At 73.6% G+C, this 24,709-nt stretch carries 33 protein-coding genes; 17 read left to right on the top strand and 16 right to left on the bottom strand.

Annotated features, from left to right (window positions below):
* Nucleotides 1-2: 2 nt before the first annotated feature.
* Genes ASF78_RS08485 through ASF78_RS08500 form a run of 4 tightly spaced genes read left to right on the top strand, consistent with a single transcriptional unit; the run spans nt 3 to nt 2,384 of the window.
* Nucleotides 3-332, top strand: a complete 330-nt coding sequence (locus tag ASF78_RS08485) for a hypothetical protein (protein ID WP_056586786.1) — start codon at nt 3-5, stop codon at nt 330-332.
* Nucleotides 329-1,798, top strand: a complete 1,470-nt coding sequence (locus ASF78_RS08490) for a C2 family cysteine protease (protein WP_056586788.1) — start codon at nt 329-331, stop codon at nt 1,796-1,798. Before ASF78_RS08485 ends, ASF78_RS08490 begins: the two co-directional genes overlap by 4 nt.
* Complete coding sequence (locus tag ASF78_RS08495; RefSeq protein WP_056586790.1) at nt 1,795-2,043, top strand: DUF6406 domain-containing protein; 249 nt, start codon at nt 1,795-1,797, stop codon at nt 2,041-2,043. The genes ASF78_RS08490 and ASF78_RS08495 overlap by 4 nt, the downstream gene beginning before the upstream one ends.
* Entirely contained in the window at nt 2,040-2,384 is a 345-nt protein-coding gene (locus ASF78_RS08500; protein WP_056586792.1) for a hypothetical protein, read from the top strand. The genes ASF78_RS08495 and ASF78_RS08500 overlap by 4 nt, the downstream gene beginning before the upstream one ends.
* A 13-nt stretch (nt 2,385-2,397) precedes the next feature.
* Here ASF78_RS08500 and ASF78_RS08505 read toward each other — a convergent pair whose 3' ends face one another.
* From ASF78_RS08505 to ASF78_RS08520, 4 genes are all read right to left on the bottom strand, one after another.
* Nucleotides 2,398-3,315: a hypothetical protein gene (locus ASF78_RS08505; protein ID WP_056586795.1), complete on the bottom strand. Its 918-nt coding sequence runs from the start codon at nt 3,313-3,315 to the stop codon at nt 2,398-2,400.
* Nucleotides 3,309-3,890: a hypothetical protein gene (locus ASF78_RS08510; protein WP_056586798.1), complete on the bottom strand. Its 582-nt coding sequence runs from the start codon at nt 3,888-3,890 to the stop codon at nt 3,309-3,311. The genes ASF78_RS08505 and ASF78_RS08510 overlap by 7 nt, the downstream gene beginning before the upstream one ends.
* A gap of 66 nt (nt 3,891-3,956) precedes the next feature.
* On the bottom strand, nt 3,957-4,739 hold the full coding sequence (locus tag ASF78_RS08515; protein WP_056586802.1) for a hypothetical protein: 783 nt from the start codon (nt 4,737-4,739) through the stop codon (nt 3,957-3,959).
* Nucleotides 4,736-5,305, bottom strand: coding sequence for an RNA polymerase sigma factor (locus ASF78_RS08520; RefSeq protein WP_056586804.1), 570 nt, complete (start codon nt 5,303-5,305; stop codon nt 4,736-4,738). The genes ASF78_RS08515 and ASF78_RS08520 overlap by 4 nt, the downstream gene beginning before the upstream one ends.
* Nucleotides 5,306-5,439: 134 nt before the next feature.
* Here ASF78_RS08520 and ASF78_RS08525 point away from each other — a divergent pair, with 134 nt between their 5' ends.
* Nucleotides 5,440-6,924, top strand: a complete 1,485-nt coding sequence (locus tag ASF78_RS08525; RefSeq protein ID WP_056586808.1) for a PQQ-binding-like beta-propeller repeat protein — start codon at nt 5,440-5,442, stop codon at nt 6,922-6,924.
* Between the two features lie 41 nt (nt 6,925-6,965).
* Here the strand turns inward: ASF78_RS08525 and ASF78_RS08530 are convergent, their stop codons facing one another.
* Genes ASF78_RS08530 through ASF78_RS08540 form a run of 3 tightly spaced genes read right to left on the bottom strand, consistent with a single transcriptional unit; the run spans nt 6,966 to nt 9,263 of the window.
* Entirely contained in the window at nt 6,966-7,280 is a 315-nt protein-coding gene (locus tag ASF78_RS08530) for a hypothetical protein (protein WP_056586810.1), read from the bottom strand.
* Between the two features lie 51 nt (nt 7,281-7,331).
* Nucleotides 7,332-8,033, bottom strand: a complete 702-nt coding sequence (locus ASF78_RS08535) for a TetR/AcrR family transcriptional regulator (protein WP_056586814.1) — start codon at nt 8,031-8,033, stop codon at nt 7,332-7,334.
* A gap of 12 nt (nt 8,034-8,045) precedes the next feature.
* A complete protein-coding gene (locus ASF78_RS08540; protein ID WP_056586818.1) occupies nt 8,046-9,263 on the bottom strand; it encodes a glycosyltransferase in 1,218 nt (405 codons plus the stop codon).
* A gap of 207 nt (nt 9,264-9,470) precedes the next feature.
* On the opposite strand from ASF78_RS08540, the gene ASF78_RS08545 reads away from it, so the two are divergent.
* Together ASF78_RS08545 and ASF78_RS08550 are read left to right on the top strand one after the other, a co-directional pair.
* Complete coding sequence (locus ASF78_RS08545; RefSeq protein WP_056586821.1) at nt 9,471-10,019, top strand: hypothetical protein; 549 nt, start codon at nt 9,471-9,473, stop codon at nt 10,017-10,019.
* 3 nt (nt 10,020-10,022) lie between these two features.
* Nucleotides 10,023-11,126 (top strand): OmpA family protein, encoded by a 1,104-nt coding sequence (locus ASF78_RS08550; RefSeq protein ID WP_056586824.1) that lies wholly within the window; start codon nt 10,023-10,025, stop codon nt 11,124-11,126.
* Nucleotides 11,127-11,211: 85 nt separating this feature from the next.
* Here the strand turns inward: ASF78_RS08550 and ASF78_RS08555 are convergent, their stop codons facing one another.
* Together ASF78_RS08555 and ASF78_RS08560 are read right to left on the bottom strand one after the other, a co-directional pair.
* Complete coding sequence (locus ASF78_RS08555) at nt 11,212-11,847, bottom strand: hypothetical protein (protein WP_056586827.1); 636 nt, start codon at nt 11,845-11,847, stop codon at nt 11,212-11,214.
* The gene (locus ASF78_RS08560; RefSeq protein WP_056588387.1) at nt 11,844-12,227 is read right to left on the bottom strand and encodes a DNA-binding protein; all 384 of its coding nucleotides are present in this window, start codon (nt 12,225-12,227) and stop codon (nt 11,844-11,846) included. Before ASF78_RS08560 ends, ASF78_RS08555 begins: the two co-directional genes overlap by 4 nt.
* Before the next feature lie 26 nt (nt 12,228-12,253).
* On the opposite strand from ASF78_RS08560, the gene ASF78_RS08565 reads away from it, so the two are divergent.
* Nucleotides 12,254-13,387 carry a PEP/pyruvate-binding domain-containing protein gene (locus ASF78_RS08565; RefSeq protein WP_056586829.1) on the top strand — a complete coding sequence of 378 codons (1,134 nt, stop codon included), beginning with the start codon at nt 12,254-12,256 and terminating at the stop codon, nt 13,385-13,387.
* Nucleotides 13,384-14,004, top strand: coding sequence for a histidine phosphatase family protein (locus ASF78_RS08570; RefSeq protein ID WP_056586832.1), 621 nt, complete (start codon nt 13,384-13,386; stop codon nt 14,002-14,004). The genes ASF78_RS08565 and ASF78_RS08570 overlap by 4 nt, the downstream gene beginning before the upstream one ends.
* A 3-nt stretch (nt 14,005-14,007) precedes the next feature.
* Here ASF78_RS08570 and ASF78_RS08575 read toward each other — a convergent pair whose 3' ends face one another.
* Genes ASF78_RS08575 through ASF78_RS08580 form a run of 3 tightly spaced genes read right to left on the bottom strand, consistent with a single transcriptional unit; the run spans nt 14,008 to nt 15,160 of the window.
* Nucleotides 14,008-14,802, bottom strand: a complete 795-nt coding sequence (locus tag ASF78_RS08575) for a hypothetical protein (RefSeq protein WP_056586835.1) — start codon at nt 14,800-14,802, stop codon at nt 14,008-14,010.
* Complete coding sequence (locus tag ASF78_RS22345) at nt 14,799-14,966, bottom strand: hypothetical protein (protein WP_156374081.1); 168 nt, start codon at nt 14,964-14,966, stop codon at nt 14,799-14,801. Before ASF78_RS22345 ends, ASF78_RS08575 begins: the two co-directional genes overlap by 4 nt.
* Nucleotides 14,963-15,160 carry a hypothetical protein gene (locus ASF78_RS08580; RefSeq protein WP_056586838.1) on the bottom strand — a complete coding sequence of 66 codons (198 nt, stop codon included), beginning with the start codon at nt 15,158-15,160 and terminating at the stop codon, nt 14,963-14,965. The genes ASF78_RS22345 and ASF78_RS08580 overlap by 4 nt, the downstream gene beginning before the upstream one ends.
* Before the next feature lie 235 nt (nt 15,161-15,395).
* On the opposite strand from ASF78_RS08580, the gene ASF78_RS08585 reads away from it, so the two are divergent.
* From ASF78_RS08585 to ASF78_RS08595, 3 genes are read left to right on the top strand one after another with little or no spacing between them, the layout of a single operon-like run.
* A complete protein-coding gene (locus ASF78_RS08585; RefSeq protein WP_200940530.1) occupies nt 15,396-16,508 on the top strand; it encodes a glycosyl hydrolase 53 family protein in 1,113 nt (370 codons plus the stop codon).
* 27 nt (nt 16,509-16,535) lie between these two features.
* Nucleotides 16,536-16,973, top strand: a complete 438-nt coding sequence (locus ASF78_RS08590; RefSeq protein ID WP_056586841.1) for a hypothetical protein — start codon at nt 16,536-16,538, stop codon at nt 16,971-16,973.
* A 2-nt stretch (nt 16,974-16,975) separates the two neighbouring features.
* Entirely contained in the window at nt 16,976-17,395 is a 420-nt protein-coding gene (locus ASF78_RS08595; RefSeq protein WP_056586844.1) for a DUF6314 family protein, read from the top strand.
* On the opposite strand, the gene arr is transcribed toward ASF78_RS08595, so the two are convergent.
* On the bottom strand, nt 17,396-17,824 hold the full coding sequence (arr, locus tag ASF78_RS08600) for an NAD(+)--rifampin ADP-ribosyltransferase (protein WP_056586847.1): 429 nt from the start codon (nt 17,822-17,824) through the stop codon (nt 17,396-17,398).
* Nucleotides 17,825-17,954: 130 nt separating this feature from the next.
* Between arr and ASF78_RS08605 the strand changes: the two genes are divergently transcribed.
* Nucleotides 17,955-18,284 (top strand): helix-turn-helix transcriptional regulator, encoded by a 330-nt coding sequence (locus ASF78_RS08605; protein ID WP_056586850.1) that lies wholly within the window; start codon nt 17,955-17,957, stop codon nt 18,282-18,284.
* Nucleotides 18,281-18,943 carry a cation diffusion facilitator family transporter gene (locus ASF78_RS08610; protein ID WP_056588393.1) on the top strand — a complete coding sequence of 221 codons (663 nt, stop codon included), beginning with the start codon at nt 18,281-18,283 and terminating at the stop codon, nt 18,941-18,943. The genes ASF78_RS08605 and ASF78_RS08610 overlap by 4 nt, the downstream gene beginning before the upstream one ends.
* Before the next feature lie 7 nt (nt 18,944-18,950).
* Here ASF78_RS08610 and ASF78_RS08615 read toward each other — a convergent pair whose 3' ends face one another.
* The 3 genes from ASF78_RS08615 to ASF78_RS08625 form a co-directional block, all read right to left on the bottom strand.
* Nucleotides 18,951-19,532, bottom strand: coding sequence for a hypothetical protein (locus tag ASF78_RS08615; RefSeq protein WP_056586852.1), 582 nt, complete (start codon nt 19,530-19,532; stop codon nt 18,951-18,953).
* Between the two features lie 85 nt (nt 19,533-19,617).
* On the bottom strand, nt 19,618-20,679 hold the full coding sequence (locus ASF78_RS08620; RefSeq protein WP_056586855.1) for a hypothetical protein: 1,062 nt from the start codon (nt 20,677-20,679) through the stop codon (nt 19,618-19,620).
* Nucleotides 20,676-21,674, bottom strand: coding sequence for a zinc-binding dehydrogenase (locus tag ASF78_RS08625; protein WP_056586858.1), 999 nt, complete (start codon nt 21,672-21,674; stop codon nt 20,676-20,678). Before ASF78_RS08625 ends, ASF78_RS08620 begins: the two co-directional genes overlap by 4 nt.
* Before the next feature lie 174 nt (nt 21,675-21,848).
* Between ASF78_RS08625 and ASF78_RS08630 the strand changes: the two genes are divergently transcribed.
* From ASF78_RS08630 to ASF78_RS08640, 3 genes are read left to right on the top strand one after another with little or no spacing between them, the layout of a single operon-like run.
* Nucleotides 21,849-22,418 carry an SRPBCC family protein gene (locus tag ASF78_RS08630; RefSeq protein ID WP_056586860.1) on the top strand — a complete coding sequence of 190 codons (570 nt, stop codon included), beginning with the start codon at nt 21,849-21,851 and terminating at the stop codon, nt 22,416-22,418.
* On the top strand, nt 22,415-23,956 hold the full coding sequence (locus tag ASF78_RS08635) for a class I adenylate-forming enzyme family protein (protein WP_056586863.1): 1,542 nt from the start codon (nt 22,415-22,417) through the stop codon (nt 23,954-23,956). Before ASF78_RS08630 ends, ASF78_RS08635 begins: the two co-directional genes overlap by 4 nt.
* Nucleotides 23,953-24,708 (top strand): SDR family oxidoreductase, encoded by a 756-nt coding sequence (locus ASF78_RS08640; RefSeq protein WP_056586867.1) that lies wholly within the window; start codon nt 23,953-23,955, stop codon nt 24,706-24,708. Before ASF78_RS08635 ends, ASF78_RS08640 begins: the two co-directional genes overlap by 4 nt.
* Nucleotide 24,709: the final 1 nt, after the last annotated feature.

A 24,709-nucleotide genomic window follows, 5' to 3' on the forward strand; every position in this document is an offset into this window, starting at 1 on the left:
CCATGACACCCCTGGCGCACGGGGAGAGTGCGGCGTCGCTCCGTCGGCGGGCGTCGGCGCTGCGGGACGCGGCGGCCCGGGGTCAGCGCATCGCCGGCTCGCTGGGGACCTGCCTGGACGGGGACGTCGAGACCGCCCGGTCGGCCGGGCTCTGGTACGGGACCTACGCCCGGGACACCACAGCCGCTCTCGCGGAGCAGCGCGACACCGTGCGCGAGATGGCCGAGGACCTGCTCGCCGACGCCGGCTCCTGGCTCGGTGAGGCGCAGCGCCTGGAGGACCTCGCCGACGAGGTCCAGCGCGCGGCAACCGTGCCGGCGGGGGCGGGATGAGCTACACGGGCTTCGACGTCGAGCGGCTGCGCGGGTTCGCCGCGGACCTGCGCCGCACCGGGGCGAGCGCCGGCGACCTGCGCCGCGACGTCGCGGCGGTGCTGGACGAGGCGGAGGAGGCGCTGCGCGGTCGGCCCGCCACGACCAGCCCGGCGCTGCGTCGGACCCAGGGCTTCCTCCCGCTGGGGCTGCCGTCGTCGCTGGCCTGGTCGCTGCCGGACGTCGCCGGGAGCATCGAGCGCCGGTCCGACCACCTCGAGGCCTGCCGGGTCCTGTTCGAGGACGGCCACGTGGTGAGCCCCCAGCTCGTGTTCGAGGACGCCGAGCCACCCGACGCGTCGAAGGTGCAGGACGCGGTCGACGCGCTCGCGGCGTTCCCCGACCTGGACACCGGCATCAACGGCAACCGGGACGACCTCAGGCGCATCGCCGACCTGCTGACCGACCTCACCGCGGCGGAGCTCGACCTCCTCCTGGACGAGGCGTCCGAGACCGACCTGCACGCGTTCGGCGAGGCCGTCGCGGACACCTCCGACTCCGGCTGGTCGCCGTTCGACAGCAACGGCCTGCCGGTGGGAGAACGCGTCGCGCTGGCCGGCGACCTGCTCGCCCTCGCGGGATCGACCCACCTGGACGACCTGGCCGACGCCTTCCCGTGGATGACGCCCGGCTTCGACACCACCGACGTGTTCCTCGACGGCGCCAACCCGCAGACCGGTGAGGACGCGAGCGGCATCACCTACGGCATCCCCGAGGGTCCGCTGTTCGCCGACGGGGTCTCCAGCACCGACGTGTACCAAGGGCGCCTGGGCGACTGCTGGTTCATCGCCTCCCTGGCGGCGACGACCCAGATGGACCCGGACTTCGTCACCCGCAACATCCGCGAGAACGCCAACGGCACGATCTCGGTGCGGCTCTGGGACCACGACGGCACCGCACGGTGGGTGACGATGACGCGCGACCTCCCGCTGGCCGACGACGGCTCACCGCTCGGGGCGCACGGCGACGGCGAGCTGTGGCCCGCCTACTACGAGAAGGCGTTCGCGCTGCTCTACGAGGAGGACAAGGGAGGGGCCCCCGACGGGAAGGACGGCGACCCGCTGTACGACAGGTCCGAGCAGGGCACGTACGGCGCGCTCGAGTGGGACTGGACCGAGCAGGCGCCCCCGTACGTCTCCGGGAACGAGTCCCGCGGCCTCGACGTGGACTTCGAGGACGTGAAGGACGCGTTCGACTCCGGCTCCCCTGTCATCGTGGCGTCGTCGGACGACAAGGACGACGTGCCGGAGCACCTGCAGCCCGGCTACTTCGGGCGGCACGTCTACTACGTCACCGAGATCACCGACGACCACGTGCTGCTCGCCAACCCCTGGGGTGCCGACTACGAACCGCTGCGGCTCACGCCTGCGGAGTTCGAGGCGCACTTCGACTCACCCCAGGCCATCGACCTGGGAGACACCCCATGACGCGCCTGACCGTCCGCCCCGGCATCCCGTACCGCCTCGGTGAGGGCGACCAGAAGGTGTCGCTCGCGCTGAAGGAGGTCCACGACGACCCTCCGTCCGCCACCCTCGGCGTCGTGCGGGACCGCCGTACGGTCGAGCGCGAGCTCCACGTCGGCGACGAGGTCGAGCTGGCCGGGTCCGCCTGGACGGTGGTGCGCATCGAGGCGACACCCCGCCCGCGCGTGGACCTCGAGGCGGCGTCGTGAGCGCGCGCCGGACGGTGCCGGTCCTGGCCGTCGCCGTGCTCGTCCTGGCGGGGTGCACCCAGCCCGCCGACCCCCCGGAGTGCGTGGGCGACGTCGTCGAGGGCGCCGAGCGTGTCGCGGTGATGGTCCCGACGCCGCTGTCGGGTGGCGGGCGGGCCGTCGTGGCGGAGGTCGACATGGCAGCCTCCCCGCCGACGGCCGACCTGAGCGTGACGGCGCCGTCGCGCGACGGGTTGCTGCGGGTGGACGCGTCGGTCGGGAGCGTGTTCGACGCCGAGGGTGTCGAGTACGAGGTGGTGCGGGTGTGCGAGAGCGGGCTCGACGTGGTGCCGCAGAGCTGAGGACCGGCGGGCCCTACGCCCCTGCCCGGGTGACGATGGCCTGCACCTCGCCGACCCGCACCGGTGCCGAGCGCGTGAACTCCAGCGGGATGTCGCCGGACTGTCCGCCGCCGGTCCAGTGCACGACCCACCGCGACGTCGCCGTCACGGTGTAGGCCAGGTCGGGCTCTCTCGCCGAGGACCGACCGTACGTGTACCCGCACGTCGGCGACTCGTCCCCGAGCGTGGCGTCGTACGGGGTGCCCGGTCCGTCGCACACCACCGGGCTGCCGCCGTCGCCCATGTCCCACACGACGGACTCCAGGGTGGCCGTGGCCGTGACGGTCACCGCGCCGGCCGACGCGCTCCGCGTCATCGGCCCGACCGTGTGCTCGTCGGGGTCCGCGATCCACAACCAGGTCTGCAGACCCACGACCGACAGCGCATCCTGGGCGGGGCTCATGCCGAGCTGGCCGGCCCGGAACTCCATCTGCGCGATCGCCATCTGCGCCAGCTCCCGCGGCGCAGGGCCGGGCTGTGCGGTGGCGAACCAGACGTACGTCGTCCACATCGCGCTGGAGTACGGCTGCGGGATCATGCACCGGTAGATCACCCCGTCGGTGCGCCCTTCCCACGCGGGGTCGTCGGCCGGAGGCTGCGGCTCCGCCAGCTGCAGGTAGCACGAGCGGGAGTCCGACCAGGTGCCCAACGAGCTGACGCAGTCGATCACGTCGTCGGACAGGTCCCTGCACACCCGGGGAGCAGTCGAGCCGCTGCCGCCGCCGGGCGGGGGCGGGGGCAGCTCGCTCGGGGGTGCACCGGGCGCCTCGGCCGAGACGTCGCACCGCCCGTTCAGGTCGGTCACCTCGCACTCGGGGTCAGCCGCGGCCGGGAGCGCACCGAGGAGCAGGACGACGGCCGTCAGCAGGGCGGCCGCGACCCGCGTCAGCACGTCCGCGCAGGGTCGGACGCGACGTCGTCGACCGTCCAGAGCCCGTCGGTGTTCTGGACGGTGTACCGGACGACGAGACGCGTCGGCTCGTCGGGGTCGAGGCGCGACGACCCGTCCGCGAGGAGGATGTCCACGTCGGTCGTGTCGACGCACGCGTCCAGGACGACGCGCTCACGTCCGCCGCCGTCCGGACCGGCGTCGTACTCGGCCACGGTGACGTCGTCGATCGTCGTGGAACCGGTCTGGCGGCTCCCGCTCGCAGCCCGCTGCTCGTGCAGGTCCTGCGCGCGGACGCGCAGCTCACCGCCCACGAGGCCCGCCATCGGTGCCCAGTCCGCGTAACCCGCCTGACCGACCGCGTCGGAGGTGGCGATCAACGCGGTGAGTGCGGCGGTGGCCGCGTCGACGGCGGCCTGCTCCTGGGCGGCAGCCGGGTCCGTCGTCGGGGTGCCGGTCGGGGTGGCCGAGGTCGTCGTGGTGCTCGTGCTCGTCTCGCCCGGCGAGCCAGGGCTGCACCCCACCGCCACACCGGCCACGGCGATCACGACGACGGCGATCCATGCTCGGCGTGCCACCCGCGATCCCCCGTCGTCGATGTCCGTCCCGGCGCCGGTGCGCCGCGAGGAACTTACCGCACCCCCTCAGTAGGAGAGGTGGAGGGTGGTGGTGGTCCCGTCCGTGAAGATCGCCTCGACATCGACGCCGTCGATGTGCGCCTCGCCGAGCTCGTCGCCGGGGAACCAGAGCGCGAAGTGCCCCTTGTTCACGGTGGCGACGACGTCCCCGTGCGACCGGCTGCGGTAGACGACGCCCACGACGTCGGTACCAGAGGTGCCGTCGATCATGGAGATGTCCCCGGCGCCCGTCGTGCCCGTGCTGAGGGTGAAGGCGTACAGCTCACGGGGTCCGGGTGCGACGTAGCCGGACGGCGTCCCCCAGGAACCGATCATCCCTGTGCCGGTGTCGTCGGTGATGCACACCGCCGAGAACCCACCGGCGCCGGCGAGCACGACCGTCGTCCAGGCGCCACGGCGTTCCGCGATGACCGGCTCGGTCCCGGAGAGGTCGGGCTTGACCTGGCTCGGCCCCTCCTCGTACTGCTTGCGGCAGCGCTCGGCCGCCTCGGGCGTCTGCTCGGGGGACACGTCCGTCGGCGCTGCCGTCCAGGTCGCGATGGCCTGGTCGTCGCCGGAGAGAGACGGCAGGACGACCAGGGCGACGGTCGCCGCGACCGCGACGCCGGCGACCAGGACGACCTGACGGGCGGTCCGTCGGGGCCGGGGCGCCGGTGCGGCCGGCGGCACCGGGTCGGTGGTCAGGATGGTGCGCAGGTCGGCGCGGGCACGAGCGGAGCCGGGATCGACGTGACGCTCGGCGGGGTCCAGCATGCGCAGGGTGGCGGCGATGTCGTCGTGGCGGTTCATGGTGCGGTGAGCCCTTCAGCGATGCGGGCCGGCACCGCGGTCTGCTGTGGCAGGTGGTCGAGGTGGAGTCGCAGCGCTCGGCGGGCGCGGCTGAGACGCAGCCGGAACGCGACCGGCGAGATGCCCAGGACGGCGGCGGCCTGCGGTGCGCTGAGCTCGTCGAACGCGGCGATGGCGAGGGCCTCCTGGTGCGTCTCGGAGAGGTGCCTCCAGGCGCGACCGACGTCGACCGCGCTGACCACACCGTCGGTCTCCGCCGTGGTGGCGGCGACGACGACCGGCTCGTCGGCGAGGCGCACCCCCAGCGCGCGGCGGCGGTGCTCGCCCCGCTGGGTGTTGAGCAGGAGGTTCCGGGTGATGCCGAAGGTCCACGCCCGGGCGTCACCCGGGTCGCGCGGCAGCTCGTCGAGGCGACGCCAGACGACCAGGAACGCGTCGGCGACGACGTCGTCGGCAAGGTCGGGATGTGTCCGTCGCTGGACGAAGCGCAGGAGGTCCGGGTAGACCGCGTCGTACAGCGCGGTGAAGGTGCGCTCCCTCGCGGGGGCACGACGTGCGTCGCTCATACCCGGTACCTGTCCACCACCCGAGCATGTGTGTCACGCGTCGATCGGTCTGCTGTGCCACGCCGGAAGGGCCACGGGCGTCGTCACTCGGGCGGCGGGCAGACGCCGGCGGAGCCGGTCGGTAAGGTCCGCGCATGGCGCGACGGGGCGAGCTGCAGGAGGTCCTGCTCGACGACGACGCTGCCGCGCAGGACGCCGACCCGGTCGCCGCGACCGGACGTCGCCGTGTTCCCGTGACGTGGCTCGTCGGCGGGGTGCTGGTCCTCGGTGCCGGGCTGGGCGCCACGCAGTGGGTCGTGACGGAGCGGGAGCGCGCCGCGGACGCCGCGCTCGCCCGGGTGCCCGGGGTGATCTCCCCGGTGGACGAGGTGCTCGTCGCCGGGCGTCGGGTTCCCGCCCGGGAGGCCGGCGCGCTGTTCGGCTATGCGGGGGGCATGGTCGATCGCGCAGCCGACGGCTCCCAGACGTACACGCGGTTCGGGGGGGCCTGGTCGACCCTGCTCCTGGGTCCGGTCGCGGTGCTCGCCGAGCAGGAGCCCTCGACGATCGTCGGTGGGAGCTGGTGCGTGGACGACGTCGTCCCCGGCGGCGACATCGGCTCGGCTGCGAGGGTCGTCTGCCTGATCTCCGACGGTGCGGTCGTCGTCGAGCCCAGTGGGAGCCTCGAGCGCGTGCCGGCTAGCGCGCACGAGGTCGTCGTGCTGTCCACCGCCGCCGGCCGGGTGCTGGCGCGGTGGCCGGTGGACGCGGGCGACACCCTTGCGGTGCTGCCCGACGACACGGTCGCGATCGCGTACTCCTCCCCGGCCGGCACCACCGTGGCCGGCTTCGACACCCTCTCGGGAGAGCAGCGGTGGTCGAGGACGGACCCGTTCGTCGACGGTGTCACCTACTCCGAGAACGACCTGTCGGCGTCGGTGTACCGCGCGGGCGACCTGCTCGCGTACTCCCCGACGGGTGGGCCCCTGCGGTTGCTGTCGGCGGAGGGGGACGTCGTGCGGGACCTGACCGAGGAGGTCGGCACCGGCGCCCACGGCATGGGGTGGGCGACCGACGTGGACGGCACGATCTCCTGGCAGGTCACCACGACGGACGGGGTCCGCACCACGTTCCTGTCGCCCGACGGCGACCCGGCGGCGGACGTCACGATCGGGGGGAGCCGCTTCGACACCGCACTGGACGACGGCAGCGTCCCCGGGCTGGTCCTGACCCGGGACGACATGCTCCGCGGGTGGGACGCGGACACAGGGTCTCGGCGGTGGTCGAACGACACGGTGATCGACGCCTCGCACGCGCTGATCATGCGGGGCAAGGTGTTCGTCGGGAGCACGAGCGGTCTGCGCGCGCTGGACGGAGCGACGGGCCAGGTCCTGTGGAGCACCAAGCCGGGACGCGGGTGGACCCTCGGATCGACGATGTTCACCGACGGGCGGCACCTCCTCGTCCCGGTCACCGCCGTCACCGCAGGTGACCGGAGCCAGCTGGTCGCGTACGACCCCGCGACCGGGCAGGAGGTCTTCCGCGCCGACTTCCCGGCCGGCGTGAGCCAGGTCGTGCCGGCGGGCCGCAGCCTGGTCGGGCTCGACATCGCCGCGAACGAGTACGTCGTGCTGGGCTGAGCCGGCGGATGCTGTCGGCGACGGCACCCGCCGGCCGCTGATCAGTCCTCGGTGACCTCGGGAGCCGCGACGGCGTTCTTGCGGGACCGCTGGACGAGGACGCCGACCAGGATCACGAGGCCGAGCCCGGCGAAGGCGAGGGCGACCGGCAGGGGGCCGACGGAGTCGAGGAACCGGGAGATCCCCCCGTACCTGCGGCGGGTGCTGTCCGGCTGCGCGATCTCGTCCCAGAGGGGCGTGAACGGGACCACCGCGATGGCGAACAGCACGGCGGGGAGGAAGAAGTCGGTCCAGGACGACTCGTCCTCGTCGGTGTCGATGTCCAGGTCGGGCGTGGTGCTGGGCGCAGAGTTCATGAGTCCGGTTTCTCGGGGAGGGAGGGCGCCTGCTGTCGGCGCGGGGGAAGGCTAACCGGACCCGTGGGGGGTTGAGTGCCGGAAATTTCCGGCATGTGACGGGAGGAGACCACGCAGCACGCCACGGATGACGTCGGGGAACACGTCGTCGGGTTGCCGTGTGCTGCCCGGGTCGAGCCTCGCGAGGTGGGGGTGGTCGCCCCGGGGGATGACCTCGGCGAGGTAGGCGGCCTGAGCCTGGGCACGCTCGGGGTCGGGAGCGCTGTCCATGGCGCGGGCGAAGGAGCTGATCAGCGAGTTCAGGACGGCGTACGCGACGAGCTTCTGGCCGTCGTGGGCGGGGTGCTCGGCCAGGACGGCCATGACGTGCTCGCTCACCCGGAGACCGTGGGGTCCGACGACGGGCGCGGTGACGACCTCGGTGAGCCACAGGTGTCGACGGTGGATCTCCAGGCCTTGCACCGCGAGGGCGACGAGGTCGTCGAGCCAGTGGCCCGTAGGTTCGTGCAGCACGTACTCGCCGGCGGCGTGATCGACCATGAGGTCGATGAGCTCCTCGCGGCTGGTCACGTGGCGGTAGAGCGATCCGCCGCCGGTACCGAGCTCCGCCGCGACGCTGCGCATGGTGAGGGCGGCAAGACCGTCCCGGTCGGCAGCGTGGACCGCGGCGAGGGTGACGGTCTCGCGGGTGTGCCGTGGGGGGCGGCCGACGCCGGAGCTCGTCGCACGGAGCCAGACCACCTCGGGTGACATGGTCCGCGCCCCTCAGGCGATCCGCTCGAGCCAGGCCCGCAGCGGTCGGGTCCCGTCGTCGCCGGCCATCGCGGCACGGACCGCCTGGGCACCCTGCCGCAGGGTTGTCGACGAGGCGGCGTCCTCGATCCGCGCGGCGAGCTTCGCGGCGGTGACCTGCTTGACGGGCAGCGGGCTGCTGGCCGCTTGAAGCGCGGTGAGGCGTCGCGCCCAGAAGGGCTGGTCGGTGTGGATCGGTAGGGGGACCGACGGCACCCCGGCGCGGAGTGCCGCGGCGCTGATGCCCGCACCGGCCTGATGGACCACGGCCGCGGCGCAGGGCAGGAGCCACTCGTGCGGTACGTCGCCCACGTGGAGCGCCCGGTCGGTGCCGAGGCGCTCGGCGACCTCCCGGAGCTGGTCGCCCTGGAGCACGACCCGGTGGGTCCCGCTGGTGAGCGCGTCATGGACCGCGTCGGCGACCGCGGCGCCGGGCGGGAGGCTGCCCAGCGAGACGACGACGGGGGCCGGGCCGGCGGACAGGAAGTCCTCGAGCTGCGCGTCGGGGCTCCAGAGCGGTGCCGTCGGCGGCCACCAGAACCCGTCCAGGGTGAGGGACGACGGCCAGTCGCCGGGGCGAGGGAGGACGGCCGGGCTGATCCCGTGGTGCACCGGCAGCCCTTGCTCACGACGTCGGCGCTGCGCGGTACGGCGGGCCTCGGGAGGCAGGCCCAGCTCAGACCGGATCCGGGCGCACGCCGGGTCGTAGGGGGTGCGCACGAGCTGCGAGAGGCGACCGGCGAGCCGGTTGCCGATCGCGCCCAGGTCGTGCGCGCTCGCGATCATCGGGGGGTAGTCGCGGCTCGGCTGCGCGGGTTGCAGGAGCGCCTCGGCCGACGGGACGCCCAGGTGCTCGGCGAGGTCGTGACCGTACGGCGAGATGGCGTTGGTGAGGACCGCATCAGCCCCGGGTGCTGCCGCGAGCGCCGCTGACGCCGCAGCCTCCATGTAGGTGCGGAGCGACTCCAGGTAGGCCCGCACCCCCGGCTTGGACGCGGGATCCGTACCTGGAGCCGGGGTGAGCGTCGCGGTGACGGGGACGTGCGTCGCGCCGGCGTCGCGCACGAGGGTCCCGTACTCGGTGTTCGCGACGATCGTGACGTCGTGCCCGTCCGCGACGAAGGACGCGGCGAGCCCGGCTGCGGGCGCGACGTCGCCGCGGGTACCGGGGGCGAGGACGAGGACGCGCATCAGATCTCCTTTGCGAACAGTGTTAGCAAAGGCTACCAGGGTGACGCGTGGAGTCGTCGCGCCACGCGACGCGTCCCTCAGGACCCTGAACCGTTCGTCTGGTCGTCCTTGTCGGTCTCGCGGGGTGGCACCACTGTCTGCCGCGCGATCCGGTGCGGGTACGGTCGTGCCCGCTGACCCGGGAGCTCCGGGCGACGGGAGGGACACATGCGTTCGTCGGTCGTGGTGACGATGGTGGTCGCCGGTGTCCTCGGGCTCGCCGGGTGCACGGGTGGCGACGACCCGGAGCCGTCCGGGACGGGCTCGGCGGCGGCGGACGCGCCGGGCGGGACGGTGCAGCAGGCCGGCACGGTCTTCGACGCCACGTTCCCGGTGCCGGGCGACCCCGACGCCGCGGTGCGCGTCGAGGTGGAGCCGCTGGTCGTGCAGGGCAAGACCATGGAGCTGCGCGTCTGGTTCACGCCCGACGACGACTCCCTCGCCGACGGTGAGACCGTCAACATCTACGGGATGACGGGCGACGGTGATCTGCGCCCCGCGCTGAACGACCTGGAGCACCTGACGCAGTACTTCGTCCTGAGCGAGACCGGGCAGTACTGGGAGACGGACAACGTGTCCGCGAAGGCCGCCGACGGCGAGCGGGTGCTCTACCAGGCGTGGTTCGCGGCACCGACCGAGCAGGTCGAGGCGCTCGACCTGTCGCTGGTCGCGTCGTGGGCACCGTTCGAGAACGTCCCCGTGACGTACGAGGACTGAGCCGTGCGACCGATCGCCCGTCGACTGCCGGCTGCGGCCGCGCTCACGCTCGTCGTCGCCGTGCTCGTCTCCGGAGCCTCCCCGGCGACGGACGACGCGACGCCCCTGACGCTGGACGACTTCCCTGCCCTCACCGAGGGCGTCCTGACCAACCGGCTGTTCGCCGTGCGGGACTACAGCGGGTCACCGGCGTTCTTCACCGTGCGGCCCTACGAGGCGGACCCGGCGATCCGGCAGGTGGAGCAGGTCGAGCAGGAGCAGGACCAGACGTCGGTCACGCTCGCGTCGGACATCCTCTTCACCGTCGACGGCAGCGACCTGTCCGAGCCGGCGCGCGCGGCGGTCGGAGGGCTCGTCGCCCAGGTCCCCGCGGGGGCCACAGTCACGGTCGACGGGCACACCGACTCCGTCCTCGACGACGCCTACAACCAGGCGCTGTCGGAGCGCCGCGCTCAGTCGGTGGCCGCCGCGGTCGCTGCGGCCCGTCCGGACGTCGTGCTCGACGTGCACGGGTACGGCGAGTCGCGCCTGCTGGTCCCCGAGGAGGGCGAGGACGTCGCCGACGACCGCGCCCAGAACCGTCGCGTCGAGCTCCGGTACTCGGGCGCGCCCCCCACGCCGACGGCGTCCGCGGCACCGTCGGGCACCCTCGGCAGCGCGGCCGCGGGGCCCTACGGAGACGCCGGCCTCGTCGTGCCCGTACCGGAGTCGCTCGAGATCGAGCAGACCGTCGACGCCCCTGGGCGGCCGGGCGAGAAGCTGCGCGTCGGGGTGGAGAGCCTCGAGGTGCGCGGGGCGTCGATGCGGCTGCGGATCGTCGTCGAGCGGCTGGGCGGTTCCAGCGAGCCGGCGACGCTCTACGAGCTGATGGACCGCAGCCCGCTGCGCCCGACCGTCGCGGACCGCACCCGCCTGGTCGAGTACCGCACGCTGTCGAACACGGGCCAGCGCTGGTCGACCGACGAGCTGGCCCTCGACCTCCTCCCCGGCGTGCCCGTGCGGTTCGAGGCGACGCTCCCGGCACCGCTCTACCCGACCGAGGCGCTCGCGGTCAGCGTCGACTCCCGCTGGTCGACGTTCGAGGACGTGCCCGTCGCCTTCCCCTGACGGCTCACCGGGCGTCGGAGTGGTGGGGTAGATGTCGGGCCGGCGCCGAGGCGTACGCCGTGACGGCGACGGTCGCCTGGGCCGCTCAGGCGTTCGAGCTCCGGTCGATCCCCAGGGTGGCGACGAGGTCCTCGTGGAGCTCGAACCAGACGCGGTGGCAGGAGTCGACGTCGGTGCGGTCGACCCAGCCGGTGTCTCCGGCGTGGGCTCGGCGTCGCGCCGCGGCGAACCGGGTGTCGTAGCCCTCGAACCGGGCCAGGAGCCGCCCGAGCCGGTCGACGAGCGGCGTGAGGCCCTGCTCGATCGCGGCGAGCTCGTCCAGGACGCGGGTGTCCCACGCGGTGTCGGCGTGGTCGTTGGTGGCGAGCCGGTCGTCGGGGGTGGGGCGCAGCTGCCAGGCCGTGCAGGCGCGCTGGAGCCGTGCGTTCAGCGGCAGGAAGTCGCCGTGGACCTCGCGGACGTCGTCCTCGCCGTCGCAGGAGGAGAGCTCGGCGGCGAGCAGGCGCTCGTCCTGGGCCCGCCCGCGGTCGGTCAGGGACCAGCCGCCGAGGTCGGCGAACGCGGCGTGTTCCACCCAGCCGTAGGCCTCCGCGTCGCGCAGCAGCTCCTCGGTCTCGGCCGGGTCGAGGTCGAACCGACGGGCGACCGTCGCGGTGTCGGCGAACCCGACGATGCGCACGGCGTGCAGCGTCAGCAGGTCGGGGGCTGACTCCCGCGTCACGACGCCGTCTCCCGTCGGGCGGTGAGCCTGGCGTAGTGCTGCTGGCACGCCTGCCGCGACCTGAACCCCATGGCCTCGGCGATCTGGGCCCAGGTCAAGCCTGCGCTGCGGGCGACGAACAGCAGGCCGTCCTCGAGCCCGTCCACCTCGGCGCGCGCCGCGGGCATCAGGGTGAGGGCACGCAGGAGGTCGTCGGAGGTCAGGTCGCCCGAGCGCCACAGGGCGAACTGCACGAGGTCCACCGCGGACGGAGGGACCGGTGCGGGACGCCACGGGCGGTCGTCGAGCCGGTCGGCACCCCGGTGGAGGAGCTGCTCACGTGCGTCGTGCTCGCGCCGGGCCTGCGCCTGGTCGGCGGCGGCCGCGTCCTTGCTCTGCATGCGCGCCATCGTGCATAGTCAACAGAATGTTGTCAACGACCCTCGTCCCGCTGCACGACGCCGTGCCTCGGACGTGCGGGGGAAAGGCGGGCGCGCTCGGCGCACTGCTGCGCGCGGGGCTGCCGGTCCCGGACGGGTTCGTCCTCCCGATCGCCTACCGCCCGGTGGACGGTGCGCTCCCCGACGACCTGCGCGCCGCCCTCGGGAGCGCACCGGTCGCGGTGCGGTCCTCGGCGGACGACGAGGACACCGGCCTCGCGTCCGCGGCGGGCCAGTACGAGAGCGCGCTCGGGGTGCAGGGCGTCGACGCGGTGGTCGACGCGGTCCGCGCGTGCTGGGCGTCGTTGCACTCGGCCCGGGCGGTCGCCTACCGGGGCGCGTCGGCCACGAGCCCGAGGATGGCGGTCCTCGTGCAGCGCCACCTGGACGCCGAGGTCTCCGGGGTGATGTTCACGCCCGGGGGTCCGGGCGGGCCGACGCAGATCGAGGCGTCCTGGGGGCTCGGCCCGAGCGTCGTCGGCGGCACGGTCACGCCGGACGCCTACCGCGTGGACGCGGACGGGACGGTCACGCGCACGGTCGCGGACAAGCGGACCCGCCTGGACCGGCGCGGCACGCAGGTCGTGACGAGCGACGTCCCCGAACCCGACCGCCGTCGACCGACCCTCGACGACGCCACCGCCGCCGGGCTCGCGGGCCTCGGCCGGAGCATCGCCGCGGTGCTCGGCGGACCGCAGGACGTCGAGTGGGCGCTCGTCGGCGGTGACCTCTGGGTCCTGCAGGCCCGGCCCACCACCGCCGACCTGCCCGAACGGCCGTCGCGCCCGGTCCGCTCGCCCGCGACGCTCGTCGGGACACCGGGCAGCAGCGGCACCGCGACCGGTACCGCGCGCGTCGTCCGCGGTCCGGGTGACTTCGCCGGTGTGCGCCCGGGCGACATCCTCGTGTGCCCCTGGACGGACCCGAGCTGGACACCGCTGCTGCGCCTCGCCGCCGGGGTCGTCACCGAGACCGGCGGGGTGCTGTCGCACGCCGCGATCGTCGCGCGCGAACGTCGGATCCCCGCCGTCCTCGGCATCACCGGCGCGACGACCACGCTGCACGACGCCACGACCCTCACCGTCGACGGCACCGCCGGCACGGTCACGAGGCACCGATGAGGACGGCCAGGGGCACGCGTCACCTCTACCTCGCCCGCCACGGCGAGGCCGACGCGTTCGGCGAGCTCACCGACACGGGCCGACGGCAGTCCGAGCTGCTCGGTGAGCGTCTCGCGCGCGTCCCCGTCGACGCCGTGTGGCACTCACCCCTGCCGCGCGCCGTCGCCAGCGCGCACGAGGTCGCCCGGCACCTCCCCGGCGTCCCCGTCGCCGCGGCCCCCGAGCTGGTCGACCACGTACCGCACGTCCCGCCCCCGAGCGAGATCCCGACGCCGTGGCTCGGCTTCTTCGACGGCTACGACGCTGCCGAGGCGGCGTCGGGGCGTGCGACCGCGGACGCCCTGGTCGCCCGGTTCGCGTCGGAGGTGGACCCCGTCACCGAGAGCGGCGACACGCACCTGGTCCTCGTCACGCACGCGTTCCAGATCGCCTGGCTCGTGCGGGACGCGCTCGGTGCACCCCCGTCGCGCTGGCTCGGGCTGAACAGCGGGAACGCCGCACTGACGGTCATCGAGTACCGGATCGGCCTGCCGCCCGCGCTCGTGGTCTTCAACGACATGAGCCACCTGCCGGCCGCACTGCGCTGGACAGGTTTCGCCGACGTCGTCAGGCCGTAGCGCTCAGGGCTGAGGCGGCCCGTCCACGCCGTGCACGGGGTCCGTGCCCGCGCGGGGCGGGAAGGGTTCCCAGGTGCCGGGGTTCAGCCGCAGGGTGCAGCCCTGCGCCACGGCGCGGTCGGTCAGGTCCTGGGCGGGGTAGCCGTCGGCGACCATCGCGTCCTCGACGGCGCGGGCGATGCGCTCGGGGTGCCGGCTGCCGAGGTACCACCACACGAACGGGGTGCGGCGGGCCCGGGAGCCCGGCCGGACCGCGTCGGTGACCTCGACCACGCCGGGGAGGTGCCGCCACCCGCCGAGGGCGGAGTCCAGGCCGTTGAGGGCCAGGGCGGTGCCGCTGGCGGCGCCGTGCCGGAAGTGCGGCGACGACGACGTCCGCCCCGGCAGCCGACCCAGCAGGTTGGAGCGCCGCACCACGCGGACGCGGCCGGGGTCGATCGTGGACCACGGGATCACGAAGGGTGACTTCGTGCGCATCCCGACGACCAGGCCGTGCTCGCAGACCCGGTGCCGCTCCGCGACGCCGACCCCGACCAGCAGCGCGACGAAGAGCAGGAACGTGCAGCCGACGGCCGCCGCGACGATCCGGCCCTGCGCCTCGGGCAGGGCGACGGCCAGCGCGCCCCAGGGGAGCACGACGACGGCAGCGAGGATCCAGAAGACCGTGCCCGGCCAGGAGCGGAACGTCGCCCGGACGGCACCCATGTCCTGCCGGCCCTGGTCGGCCACGGCCAGCAGGCGGTCCAGGGACGCGTCGTCGGGGCCGCCCAGCTCGAGGAACTCCCGCTCACCGCTCACGGTGCGGCCAGGACGTCGTGCCAGTACGTCAGCACGGACTCACGGTCGGCGCCCCGGTAGCCGACGTCGTCGCCGACGGCCGTCGAGACGTAGGAGCCGTGCGGCCCGGTGAAGACGCCGCTCCAGGTCTCGCCCACCGTGTCACCGAAGTCCAGGCGGGTCACCGTGAGCGCAGCAGCTGCTCGCGGGCGGTCGTCGAACCGTCGGCGAGGCCCTGGACGATCGCTGCCGTGGCCACCACGACGCCGCCGATCGCGGCGAGCGCTGACTCGGCGGCGGCAGCCACCTGGCCGTCCCCGGCGAAGACCATGCCCACCCCCTGCTGGATCGTGCGGCGCTCGCCCGGCCGCGACCGCACACGTTACCGACCTGCGCCCGTCCATCGGTCCGGTACGGGGGGATCTGTCACCCGGACGGCACGCGCGGATCCGTCCAGCACTGTGATCGTGCACAGCGACCCTGGGTCCCGAACAGAACGAAAGGGTTAGGCGACGGCGCACGCCATGGGAGGCTCGCTACTGTGAGCGATCACAGGGTGGAGCACGCCTCACGGTGGGCGTTGCACACCGCACGACAATCACTGGAGATTGCGCGTGAACACTCGGAAGCGTCTCACCGCGATGGGGATCGCAGCCCTGCTGACGGCGACGGCCGCAGCCGTCGCCGTCCCGTCGCCCGTCCAGGCCGCGAACAGCCTGTCGATGCTCGGCGGTGACGTGTCGAGCCTGCAACGCAGCCTCGACCTCGGCGTGAAGTACTACGACGCGAACGGGAGCCAGAAGCACCCGCTCGACATCCTCAAGGGCGCCGGCATGAACTACGCGCGGCTGCGCGTGTTCAACAACCCGGCGTCCGGGTACAACAACCCGAGCAAGGTCCTTGCCTACGCCAAGGAGGTCAAGTCGCGCGGCCTGAAGCTCATGGTCGACCTGCACTACTCCGACACGTGGGCGGACCCGGGCAACCAGTGGAAGCCGTCGGCGTGGGCGAACCACGGCATCGCGCAGCTGCAGAAGGACGTCTACGACTACACGTACTGGCTCTGCACGAGCCTGAAGGCGCAGGGCACGACGCCGGACAGCATCCAGATCGGCAACGAGATCAACGTCGGCATGCTCTGGAACGAGGGCAAGGTCTCCAACAGCAACTTCACCAACCTGAGCCTGCTGCTGAAGTCCGGCTACAACGCGGTCAAGGCGTGCAGCTCCTCCACCCAGGTCATCATCCACACCGCCAACTCCGACAGCGTCGAGCACCTGACGTGGTTCTACGACGGGATCAAGAACCAGGGCGTGAAGTGGGACCTCACGGGCCTGTCGTACTACTGCTTCTGGCACGGCGGGCTGGACGCCCTGTACTCGGCGGTGTCGACGGCCCGCACCCGGTACGGCAAGCCGGTCGTCCTCGTCGAGACGTCCTACCCGTTCACGACGGCGAACGCGGACTCGCAGGCGAACAGCGCCAACGGCACCTGCGCGGGCTTCGACGCCAGCTGGGCAAGCCAGGCGACGATGTTCCAGTACGTCCAGAACACGGTCCGGAACGCCGGTGGGATCGGCGTCTTCTACTGGGAGCCCACCTGGACCGCCGTGCAGGGCAACGGCTGGGACCCGTACAACATGAACGGCACCGGGAACGGGTGGGACAACCAGGCGATCTTCAGCTGGAGCGGCCGGGTCAACCCCGGCTTCCGCTGGACCCCCTGACGGCCTCAGGCGGTACGTTTCTCCACCATGAGCGGCCCCCACGTCCTCCTCACCATCGCGGTCGCGCTCCTCGTCCTGGGCGTCGTGGCCCTGCCGGTCGGCATCGGACTGCTCTCTCGGGCCCGCAGCGTCCGTCGGATCCAGCTCCCCGCCCGCGTGGTCAGCAAGGTCGGCATCGTGGCCGGCGACGTCATGACCGTCGAGTACCCCGGTCCCGACGGCGCACCCTTGCGCGCCGAGGTCTTCGCCGCGTTCCGGCAGGGCCTCGGCGCGACGCCGATGTTCCACGGGTACGTGTACGTCAACCCGGACGACCCCACCGACGTGAAGACCCGCCCTCAGGGGAAGGTCGGTCCCGGGTGGACCGTCACGATCATCGGCATCGTCCTGCTGACGGCAGGGCTCGTCGTGCTGCTGGTCGCGCTCGCCGGCCTGTGGATCCAGAGCATCCCGGTGGTCGGCTAGCGGTGCTGCTCGACAGGTTCGCCGGGGGCTGGTCGGTGGACCGCGCCGTCGTCGACACCCGTGCCGGGGCGGACGGCCACCTGAGCGGCACGGCGCGGTTCGAGCCCACCGGCGACGGGTCCCTGGCCTACGTCGAGTCGGGGGTGCTGACGTTCGGCGGGCACGTGAGCCCAGCGGGTCGACGGCTGCTGCTGCGGGGTGCGGGCGGCCGGTCGGTCGACGTGCTGTTCGGCGACGGCCGCTTCTTCTACCGGTTCGACCTCGTCGACGACCGCTGGACCGGCGAGCACCCGTGCGCCGAGGACATCTACACCATGACCGGACGGTTCCTCGACGCCGACAGGTTCGAGGAGATCTGGCACGCCCTCGGCCCGTCGAAGGACTACCGCCTCACGACGACGTACCGACGGTCCGCGTCCTAGTCAGTCGTCGATCTCCGCGGTGCCCGACCGCTCGAGCTCGTCCAGGTGGTCGAGCATCGCCCGGACCTGCTCGGGCGGGTGCCCGACCCAGTCCTCGACCTCCCCGACGACCCGGACCGGCTCGCGGGTGCGGTAGGACCGCGTCGGGTTCCCGGGGAACCGCTTGTCGGTGACGTTCGGGTCGTCCTCCAGGGCGCCCGTGGGCTCCACGACGTAGATGCGACCACGCCCGGGACCGTGGGCCAGCTCCGCACCCCACGTCGCCGCGTCGAGCGTCGCGGTCACGTAGACGTGGCCGGCCGTCCTGCCGCCGCCGAAGTTCGAGCGCCGGCCCGGCTCGAGGACGTCGCCGACCCGGAGGTCTGCCTTGGTGCCGTGGAACAGCGCCCCCGACTCGTGGACCTCGAAGGGTGTCGGACCGGTGGTCATGTGCGTCCTCCTGTCAGCCGGCTAGGTGCGCCACAGCCGGCTCGATCACCACGGACACCCTAGGTCTCCCACCCGGGGCTCGTCCGTGCCGCACCGTTGTGAGTACAGCATTCCGTGTACTGTCACCTGCATGGCGACCGCGACGCTCACGCACACCTCCGCGCTCGCCCGGCTGGGGTACGCCCTGTCGGACGAGACGCGCACGAAGATCCTCCTGGCGCTGCGCGAGGCACCGGCCTACCCGTCGGACCTGGCCGACGCGCTGGAGGTGTCCCGGCAGGTGATGTCGAACCAGCTCGCGTGCCTGCGCGGGTGCGGGCTCGTCGAGTCCGTCCCGGACGGCCGCCGCACCTGGTACCGGCTGGCCGACCCGCAGCTGTCGTCGGCGCTCGCGGACCTGCTGCAGCTGGTGCTCGTGGTGGACCCGACGTGCTGCGGTCCGGACTGCGCCTGCGCATGACCAGCCTCGCGACCGGCCGTCGCGCCCTGCTCGAACGGCGCATCCGGTGGATCGTCGCGGCGACCATCGCCTACAACGTCGTCGAGGCCGGCGTGGCGCTGGCCGCCGGGCGGATCGCGTCGTCGTCGGCCCTGGTCGGGTTCGGGCTCGACTCGGTCGTCGAGGTGCTGTCCGCCGCCGCGGTCGCCTGGCAGTTCTCCGCCCCGGACCCGCACACCCGGGAGCGCGCCGCGATACGGACCATCGCGCTGTCGTTCTTCGGCCTGGCCGCGTTCGTCACCGTCGACGCCGTGCGGACCGTGGTGGCCGCGGCCGAGCCCGAGCACTCGACGGTGGGCATCGTCCTGGCCGTGGTCAGCCTGGCGGTCATGCCGATCCTGTCCTGGGTCGAGCGACGCACCGGCCGCGAGCTCGGGTCGGCCTCCGCGGTCGCCGACTCCCGGCAGACCCTGATCTGCACCTACCTGTCGGCCGTGCTGCTCGTGGGCCTCGTGCTGAACAGCGCGCTCGGGTGGTGGTGGGCCGACCCGGTCGCCGCCGTGGTGATCGCCGGGTTCGCCGTCCGGGAGGGCATCGAGGCGTGGAAGGGCGAGGCGTGCTGCACGCCCGTCTCCCGGCTGGTCGGCGACGAGCCGCACTGCACGGACGGCTGCTGCTGACGCGCAGTCATTGCGCCGGCACGCACCCGCCGTCGGCGATCATCCCGTCGGTCTCCACCTCGGCGTGCTCCGGGTCCAGCGTCCCGACGAGGCACAGCCCGCCGACGGAGATGATCACGCCGATCGACGACGGCGCCGCGGGGTCACCGGCCGCCTCCACCCAGGGCACGTCGGGGTCGAACCCGGCGGCCTCGAGGGCGTCCTGCACGGCGTCGACGGACAGCGGGCCGCCGACCAGGGAGGCCAGGGCGTCCTGCGCGGCCACGCGCTGCGGCTCGACCTCGGCCCGGCTGTCGTCGTCCGGCTCGAACCGCTGCCGGTACGCGTCGTTCTGCGCCATCGCCGCCTCGCCGTCGTACGGCACGCAGTCGGCCGGCATCTCCTGGCCCTCGACGATCGGGCACGCCGCGGTCGGCGTCACGGACGCCGACGGGTCCTCGGCAGCTGTGCCACCGGAGCGCCCGGCACAGCCCGAGGCGAGGAGGACGACGGCGACGATCGTGACCAGCGCGGAGCGCGTGCGGATGAGCATGCCCGCCAGGCTCGCACCGGCCCACGCCGACTGTCGTGCGGTCGGCTCGATCGTCACCGGACCGAGACCGGCCCGTTTCCCGACGGTCACCTGGGCGGGGCGCTCACCGGCACGGGCACACCCCCGAATCTCGTCGCGACGGTCAGGGCCGGTGCAGCGTGAAGACCTCGTACTCGTCGCGGACGGGGCGGCTCGCGACGAGCTGGTGCCCGCCGCCGTGGTACGCCGACACGTAGTGCCCGTTGAAGGCCCGCAGGGCGATCCGGTCGGTCATGACCTCCTCGACGCGGAAGACCTCCCACTCGCCGATCTGCGCGCGCCCGGCGAAGATCTCGCGCCCGCCGCCGGCCTCCGCGGAGAGGAAGTCGCCGTTCGGCGCGAGCAGCGCGACGCGGTCGCCGCCGAGCCGGACCAGCCCGAACGTCTCCCAGTCGCTCGGGCTCGGACGGTTCGCGACGAGCATCTGCCTGCCGCCGCCCTCGGCGACCACGAACTCGCCGTAGTGCACCTGGAGGTTCAGCACGTCGTCGACCGCGGGGAGCCGACGGGCACGCCACTGCAGGGTCAGGCGGTACGCGCGACCACCCAGACCTGCCACCACGACCTCGTGACCGGCGACGTGGGAGCTGGGCGAGCCCGGGACCAGGAACGACGTCTGGACGGGGGCGAAGTCCTCGTTCGGGATGCCCCGCACGGTGTCGTCGACGCCGGGGACGCTCCAGCCGAACATCCCGCCGTCCTGGTCCTCCTTGGCCCTCTGACCGACGACCGCGCCCATCGCGTCGGCAAGCGTCGGGGCGAGCGCCTTGATGACGTCCTGCGCGGCGGCGTCCCGGGTGGTCCCCGACCAGTCCTCCGCGGCGAGCAGGAGCGTCGCGTGCGCCGCCGACGGTCCCGCGGTGCCGTCCGGGACGAAGAACCGGTGCAGCTCGCGGTCGAGCAGCGCGGGGTGCCGGTCGACCGCGCTCGTGCCCAGGTTCTGCGGCACGAGCGTGCGGACCTCCGCGGCACCGTCCGCGCCGACCTGCGTGGTCAGGGCTCCCGTCAGGCGCAGCGAGTCGTGCCCGAGGCCGTCCGGGGCGAACGGCCAGGCGCCGCGGAACGCCGTCGGGTCCTCGCACAGCACGCCCGTGACGTGCAGCGACACCACGGTGCCGCCGGCGTAGTCGACGATCGGCTGGCGGCAGATGGGCATGACGGTCATGGGGTTCCCTTTCCTCGAGGAGACGTGCTCGGAGCGGTCAGCGCGACGACGACCTTGCCGCGGACCTCGCCCGCTTCGAGCCGGCGGTGCGCGTCGGCGACGCCGTCGAGCGGCACGACCGTGACGCGTCGCGGACGCAGCCCGGTGCGCGCCACGGCGTCGGCGACGTGCCGCGCCGCGACGGCGAGCTCCTCGGCCGACGCGCGGGAGATCGTGAAGCCGGTGACGGTCGCACCGGACAGGTAGAGGCGGCCGACGGGCAGGCGGGCGCTCGCGGCCATGCCGGCGAGCAGGACGACGCGGCCGTCGGGACGCAGGACGTCGAGGTACGACTCGAGGTCGTTGTGGCCCGCGGCGTCGACGACGAGGTCGACCGGACCGCCGAGCACGGCGACGTCAAGGGGGGAGCCGGTCGCGAGCGGCGTGGCCCCGGCGGCACGCAGGTCGTCGTGGTCCTGCGGTCGGGCCGTCGTCAGCACGGTCGCGCCAGCGGCGCCGGCGAGGTGCACCGCCGACCACCCGACGTTCCCGCCGCCGCCGACGACGAGCACGCGCTGCCCCGCGCGCAGGTGCCCGCGGTCGGCCAGGGCGAGCCAGGCGGTGACGGCCGGATGGGCCAGCGCGGCCAGGTCGCACGGCTCGACGCCGACCGGCACCGCGTACAGCCGGGCGCGGGGGACGCAGACGTACTCCGCGAGCGCTCCGTCGCGACCGTCATGGCCGAGGCTGTTGGTCCACACCTCGTCCCCGTCGGCGAACGCGTCCCGTGCGGCGGCACCCGCCCCGACGACCGTCCCGACGGCGTCGCGGCCGACGACGAACGGGAACGCGAGCGGGGTCGACCAGGAGCCGCTGCGGACGAACGTGTCGACGTGGTTGACGGACCCGTAGCGGACCCGGACGAGGACGTCGTCGGGGCCGGGCACGGGCACGGGGACGTCGAGCACCCGGATGCTCTCCGGGGGCCCGGGTCGGTCGATGGTTGCGGCTCTCACCGGCGGGAGCCTGCCAACCGGGCACGCCGGTCCGGCTCCGACCGGTCCGCGGGTGTCACGTCGCACCGGTCGACGTGTCAGGTCGGGACGCGAACCTGTCAGGTCGGGGTGGACCTGACACGCGGGGCGGCTCGACCTTGTCCCACGTGCCCGTTCTGCCCACGATCGTCCGCCATGACCATCATCGACAGCAGCCCCCTGTTCGCCGTCTCGGAATCGATCGAGGTCGACGCGTCGCCCGCGGAGGTGTTCGCGACCGTCTCCGACCTCGGCCGCAGCGGCGACTGGAGCCCCGAGTGCCGCGGCGGCACCTGGACGGGCGAGCCCGGCGCGGTCGGCTCCGTCTTCCGCGGCGAGAACTACCGCGCCGAGGACGTCGTCGGCTGGGCGCCGCTCGTGCGGGGGACGTGGTTCACCGAGGCGGAGGTCGTCGAGGCCGACGCCCCGGCGACGTTCCGCTGGGCCATGCGCACGCACACCGGTGCGACGCAGAGCAGCGTGTGGGGCTTCGTCGTCGAGGAGACCGTCGACGGCTGCCGGCTGACGCACGACTTCGTGATGCGCGAGGCGACCGAGGGGATCCACAAGATCGTCGCCGGGCTCGACGAGGCGGACCGCGAGCGCTTCGTCGAGGAGTGGGGTGCGAAGCTCGTCGACGACGTGCGCCGGACGCTGGCCCGGATCAAGGACGTCGTCGAGGCCGGCGTCGTCCGCGTCGACGTGGTCGCCGGGGCGGCGTCGTGATCTACCAGCGTGTCGGCAACCGCGGGATCCGGCTCGGGTCGCTGTTCGCCCGGGCGCACCGGCGCAACCCGCGTGCCCGGCTCACCCTCGATCACGACCTCGACCTGGTGCCGGGCCGCCGCGAGTTCGCCATGGGCGACCTCCAGGAGCTGGTGGACGACTTCTCCGCGCGGCTGTGGTCGGCCGGCCTGCGCACGGGGGACCTGCTCGTCCTCTACAAGAGCGACTGCTTCGACCTGACCCTGCTGGCGTGCGCGTGTGCGCGGATCGGCGTCGTGCCCGTCCTGCTGTCGGCCAAGCTGGACCCGGCGACGGCTGCCGCCCTCGTTCGCAAGCTCCCTCGCCCGGCTCTGCTGACGGACCCGAGCAAGCTCGCGACGCCCGGCCTCGCCGAGATCGGCGAGCATTGCGCGACCGTGCTGACGGTCGGCCCGTGGACCGAGGGCACGGACCTCCGGGCGCTCACGGGGCAGCCCGCGGTGCCCGCGGTCGACGTCCCCGCCGACAGCCCGCTGTTCGTCACGCACACGTCGGGCACCACGGGTCTGCCGAAGCTCGCCGTGCACACCAGCCGCACGATGCAGGCGCGGTACCGCCCGCAGTCGCTGCTGGCGCGGCTCATCTCCCACCGCGAGACCGTCGCCATCCACGTCTCGTTCGTGCACTCCCGCCTGTTCACCGCCCTGCCCATCGCGATCCTGCACGGGCACAGCGTCGTCCTGCTCCGCGACGACGAACCGGCCGCGGTCGCGGACCTGCTCGCCCGGACCCGGCCCGGCCTCATCGAGGCGCACCCCAACACGTTCAAGTCCTGGGAGGCGCTCGCCCACGACCCCCTGCGGCCGCTGGCGGGGACGCGCGTGTTCAGCAGCACGTTCGACGCGGTGCACCCGAGGACCGTCGAGGCCATGCTCGCGGCGTCGTCCCGGCGGGCGGCCGTGTACGTGCAGATGTACGGGCAGAGCGAGGTCGGCCCCATCGCGTGCCAGCTCTACACCCGCCGGCGCGGCATGCCCGAGGGGCGCAACGTCGGGCGCGGGTTCCCGCTGTCGACCGCGATCCGGGTCAGCCCCCGGGGCGGGCGGACGCCGAGCCGGGAGCACCCCGGGTACATCGAGGTGAAGAGCGACGGCCGCATCGTCACGTACCTCGGCGAGCACGAGCGCTGGGAGGCGCAGGTGCACGACGGCTGGTGGCGGATGGGAGACGTCGGCTTCAAGGACCCCCGCGGGCGCCTGCGTCTGCAGGACCGCGAGATCGACCTCATCGACGGTGTGCCCAGCACCCTCGAGCTCGAGGACGAGCTGCTGCGCCGCCTGCCGGACATCGCCGAGATCGTCGTCGTCGAGCTAGACGACGGCCCGGCGGCGGTGCTGTGCACGCAGACCGGCGAACCTCTCGACGACGCGCGCTGGGCCGCCGCGGTCCGGGACCTGCCGGTCGCCCGCCGCGTCGAGCTCGCCCAGGCCGACATGCCGACGACGTCCACGACGAAGGTCCGCCGGCGCGAGCTCGTCGCGCTGCTGGAGCGCCGATGACGCCGGTCGCCCTGGTGACCGGTGCCGCCGGCGGCATCGGCCGGGCGGTCGTCCTGCACCTGGCACGGCTCGGCGGTCACGTGGTGGCCGTCGACCGGGACGCCCACGGTCTCGCCGCGCTGGAGGAGGCGCCCGGGACCGTGACGACGCGCGTGGTCGACGTGACCGACGAGGGCGCCGTCGAGGCTCTCGTCGCCGACGTCGAGGCGACGCTCGGTCCCGTGACCCGGCTCGTCAGCGCCGCGGGCGTGCTGCGCCCGGCGCCGGTGCTCGACGTCTCCCGGGCCGACGTGGTCGAGACGTTCGCGGTCAACGTCGTCGGCACGGTGCTGGTGTGCCGGGCCGTCGCCACGCGGATGGTCGCCCGTGGCGGAGGGTCGATCGTCACCGTGGCGTCGAACGCCGCACGGGTGCCCCGCACCGGGATGTCCGTGTACGCGGCGAGCAAGGCGGCCGCGGAGATGTTCACGCGGTGCCTCGCGCTCGAGACGGCGGCGCACGGCGTGCGGTGCAACGTCGTTGCGCCCGGCTCGACCGACACCCCCATGCTGCGCGCCCTGTGGGAGCAGGGCGGCAGCGAGTCCGCGACCGTCGACGGCGACCTGGCGACGTACCGCAATGGCATCCCGCTCGGCCGGGTCGCGAGCCCCCAGGACGTCGCCCAGGTCGTCGCGTTCCTGCTGTCCGACGACGCCCGCCACATGACCATGCAGTCCCTCACGGTCGACGGCGGCGCCGCGCTCGGAGCCTGAA

The sequence above is a fragment of the Cellulomonas sp. Leaf334 genome, assembly GCF_001424195.1.
Lineage (GTDB): Bacteria > Actinomycetota > Actinomycetes > Actinomycetales > Cellulomonadaceae > Cellulomonas.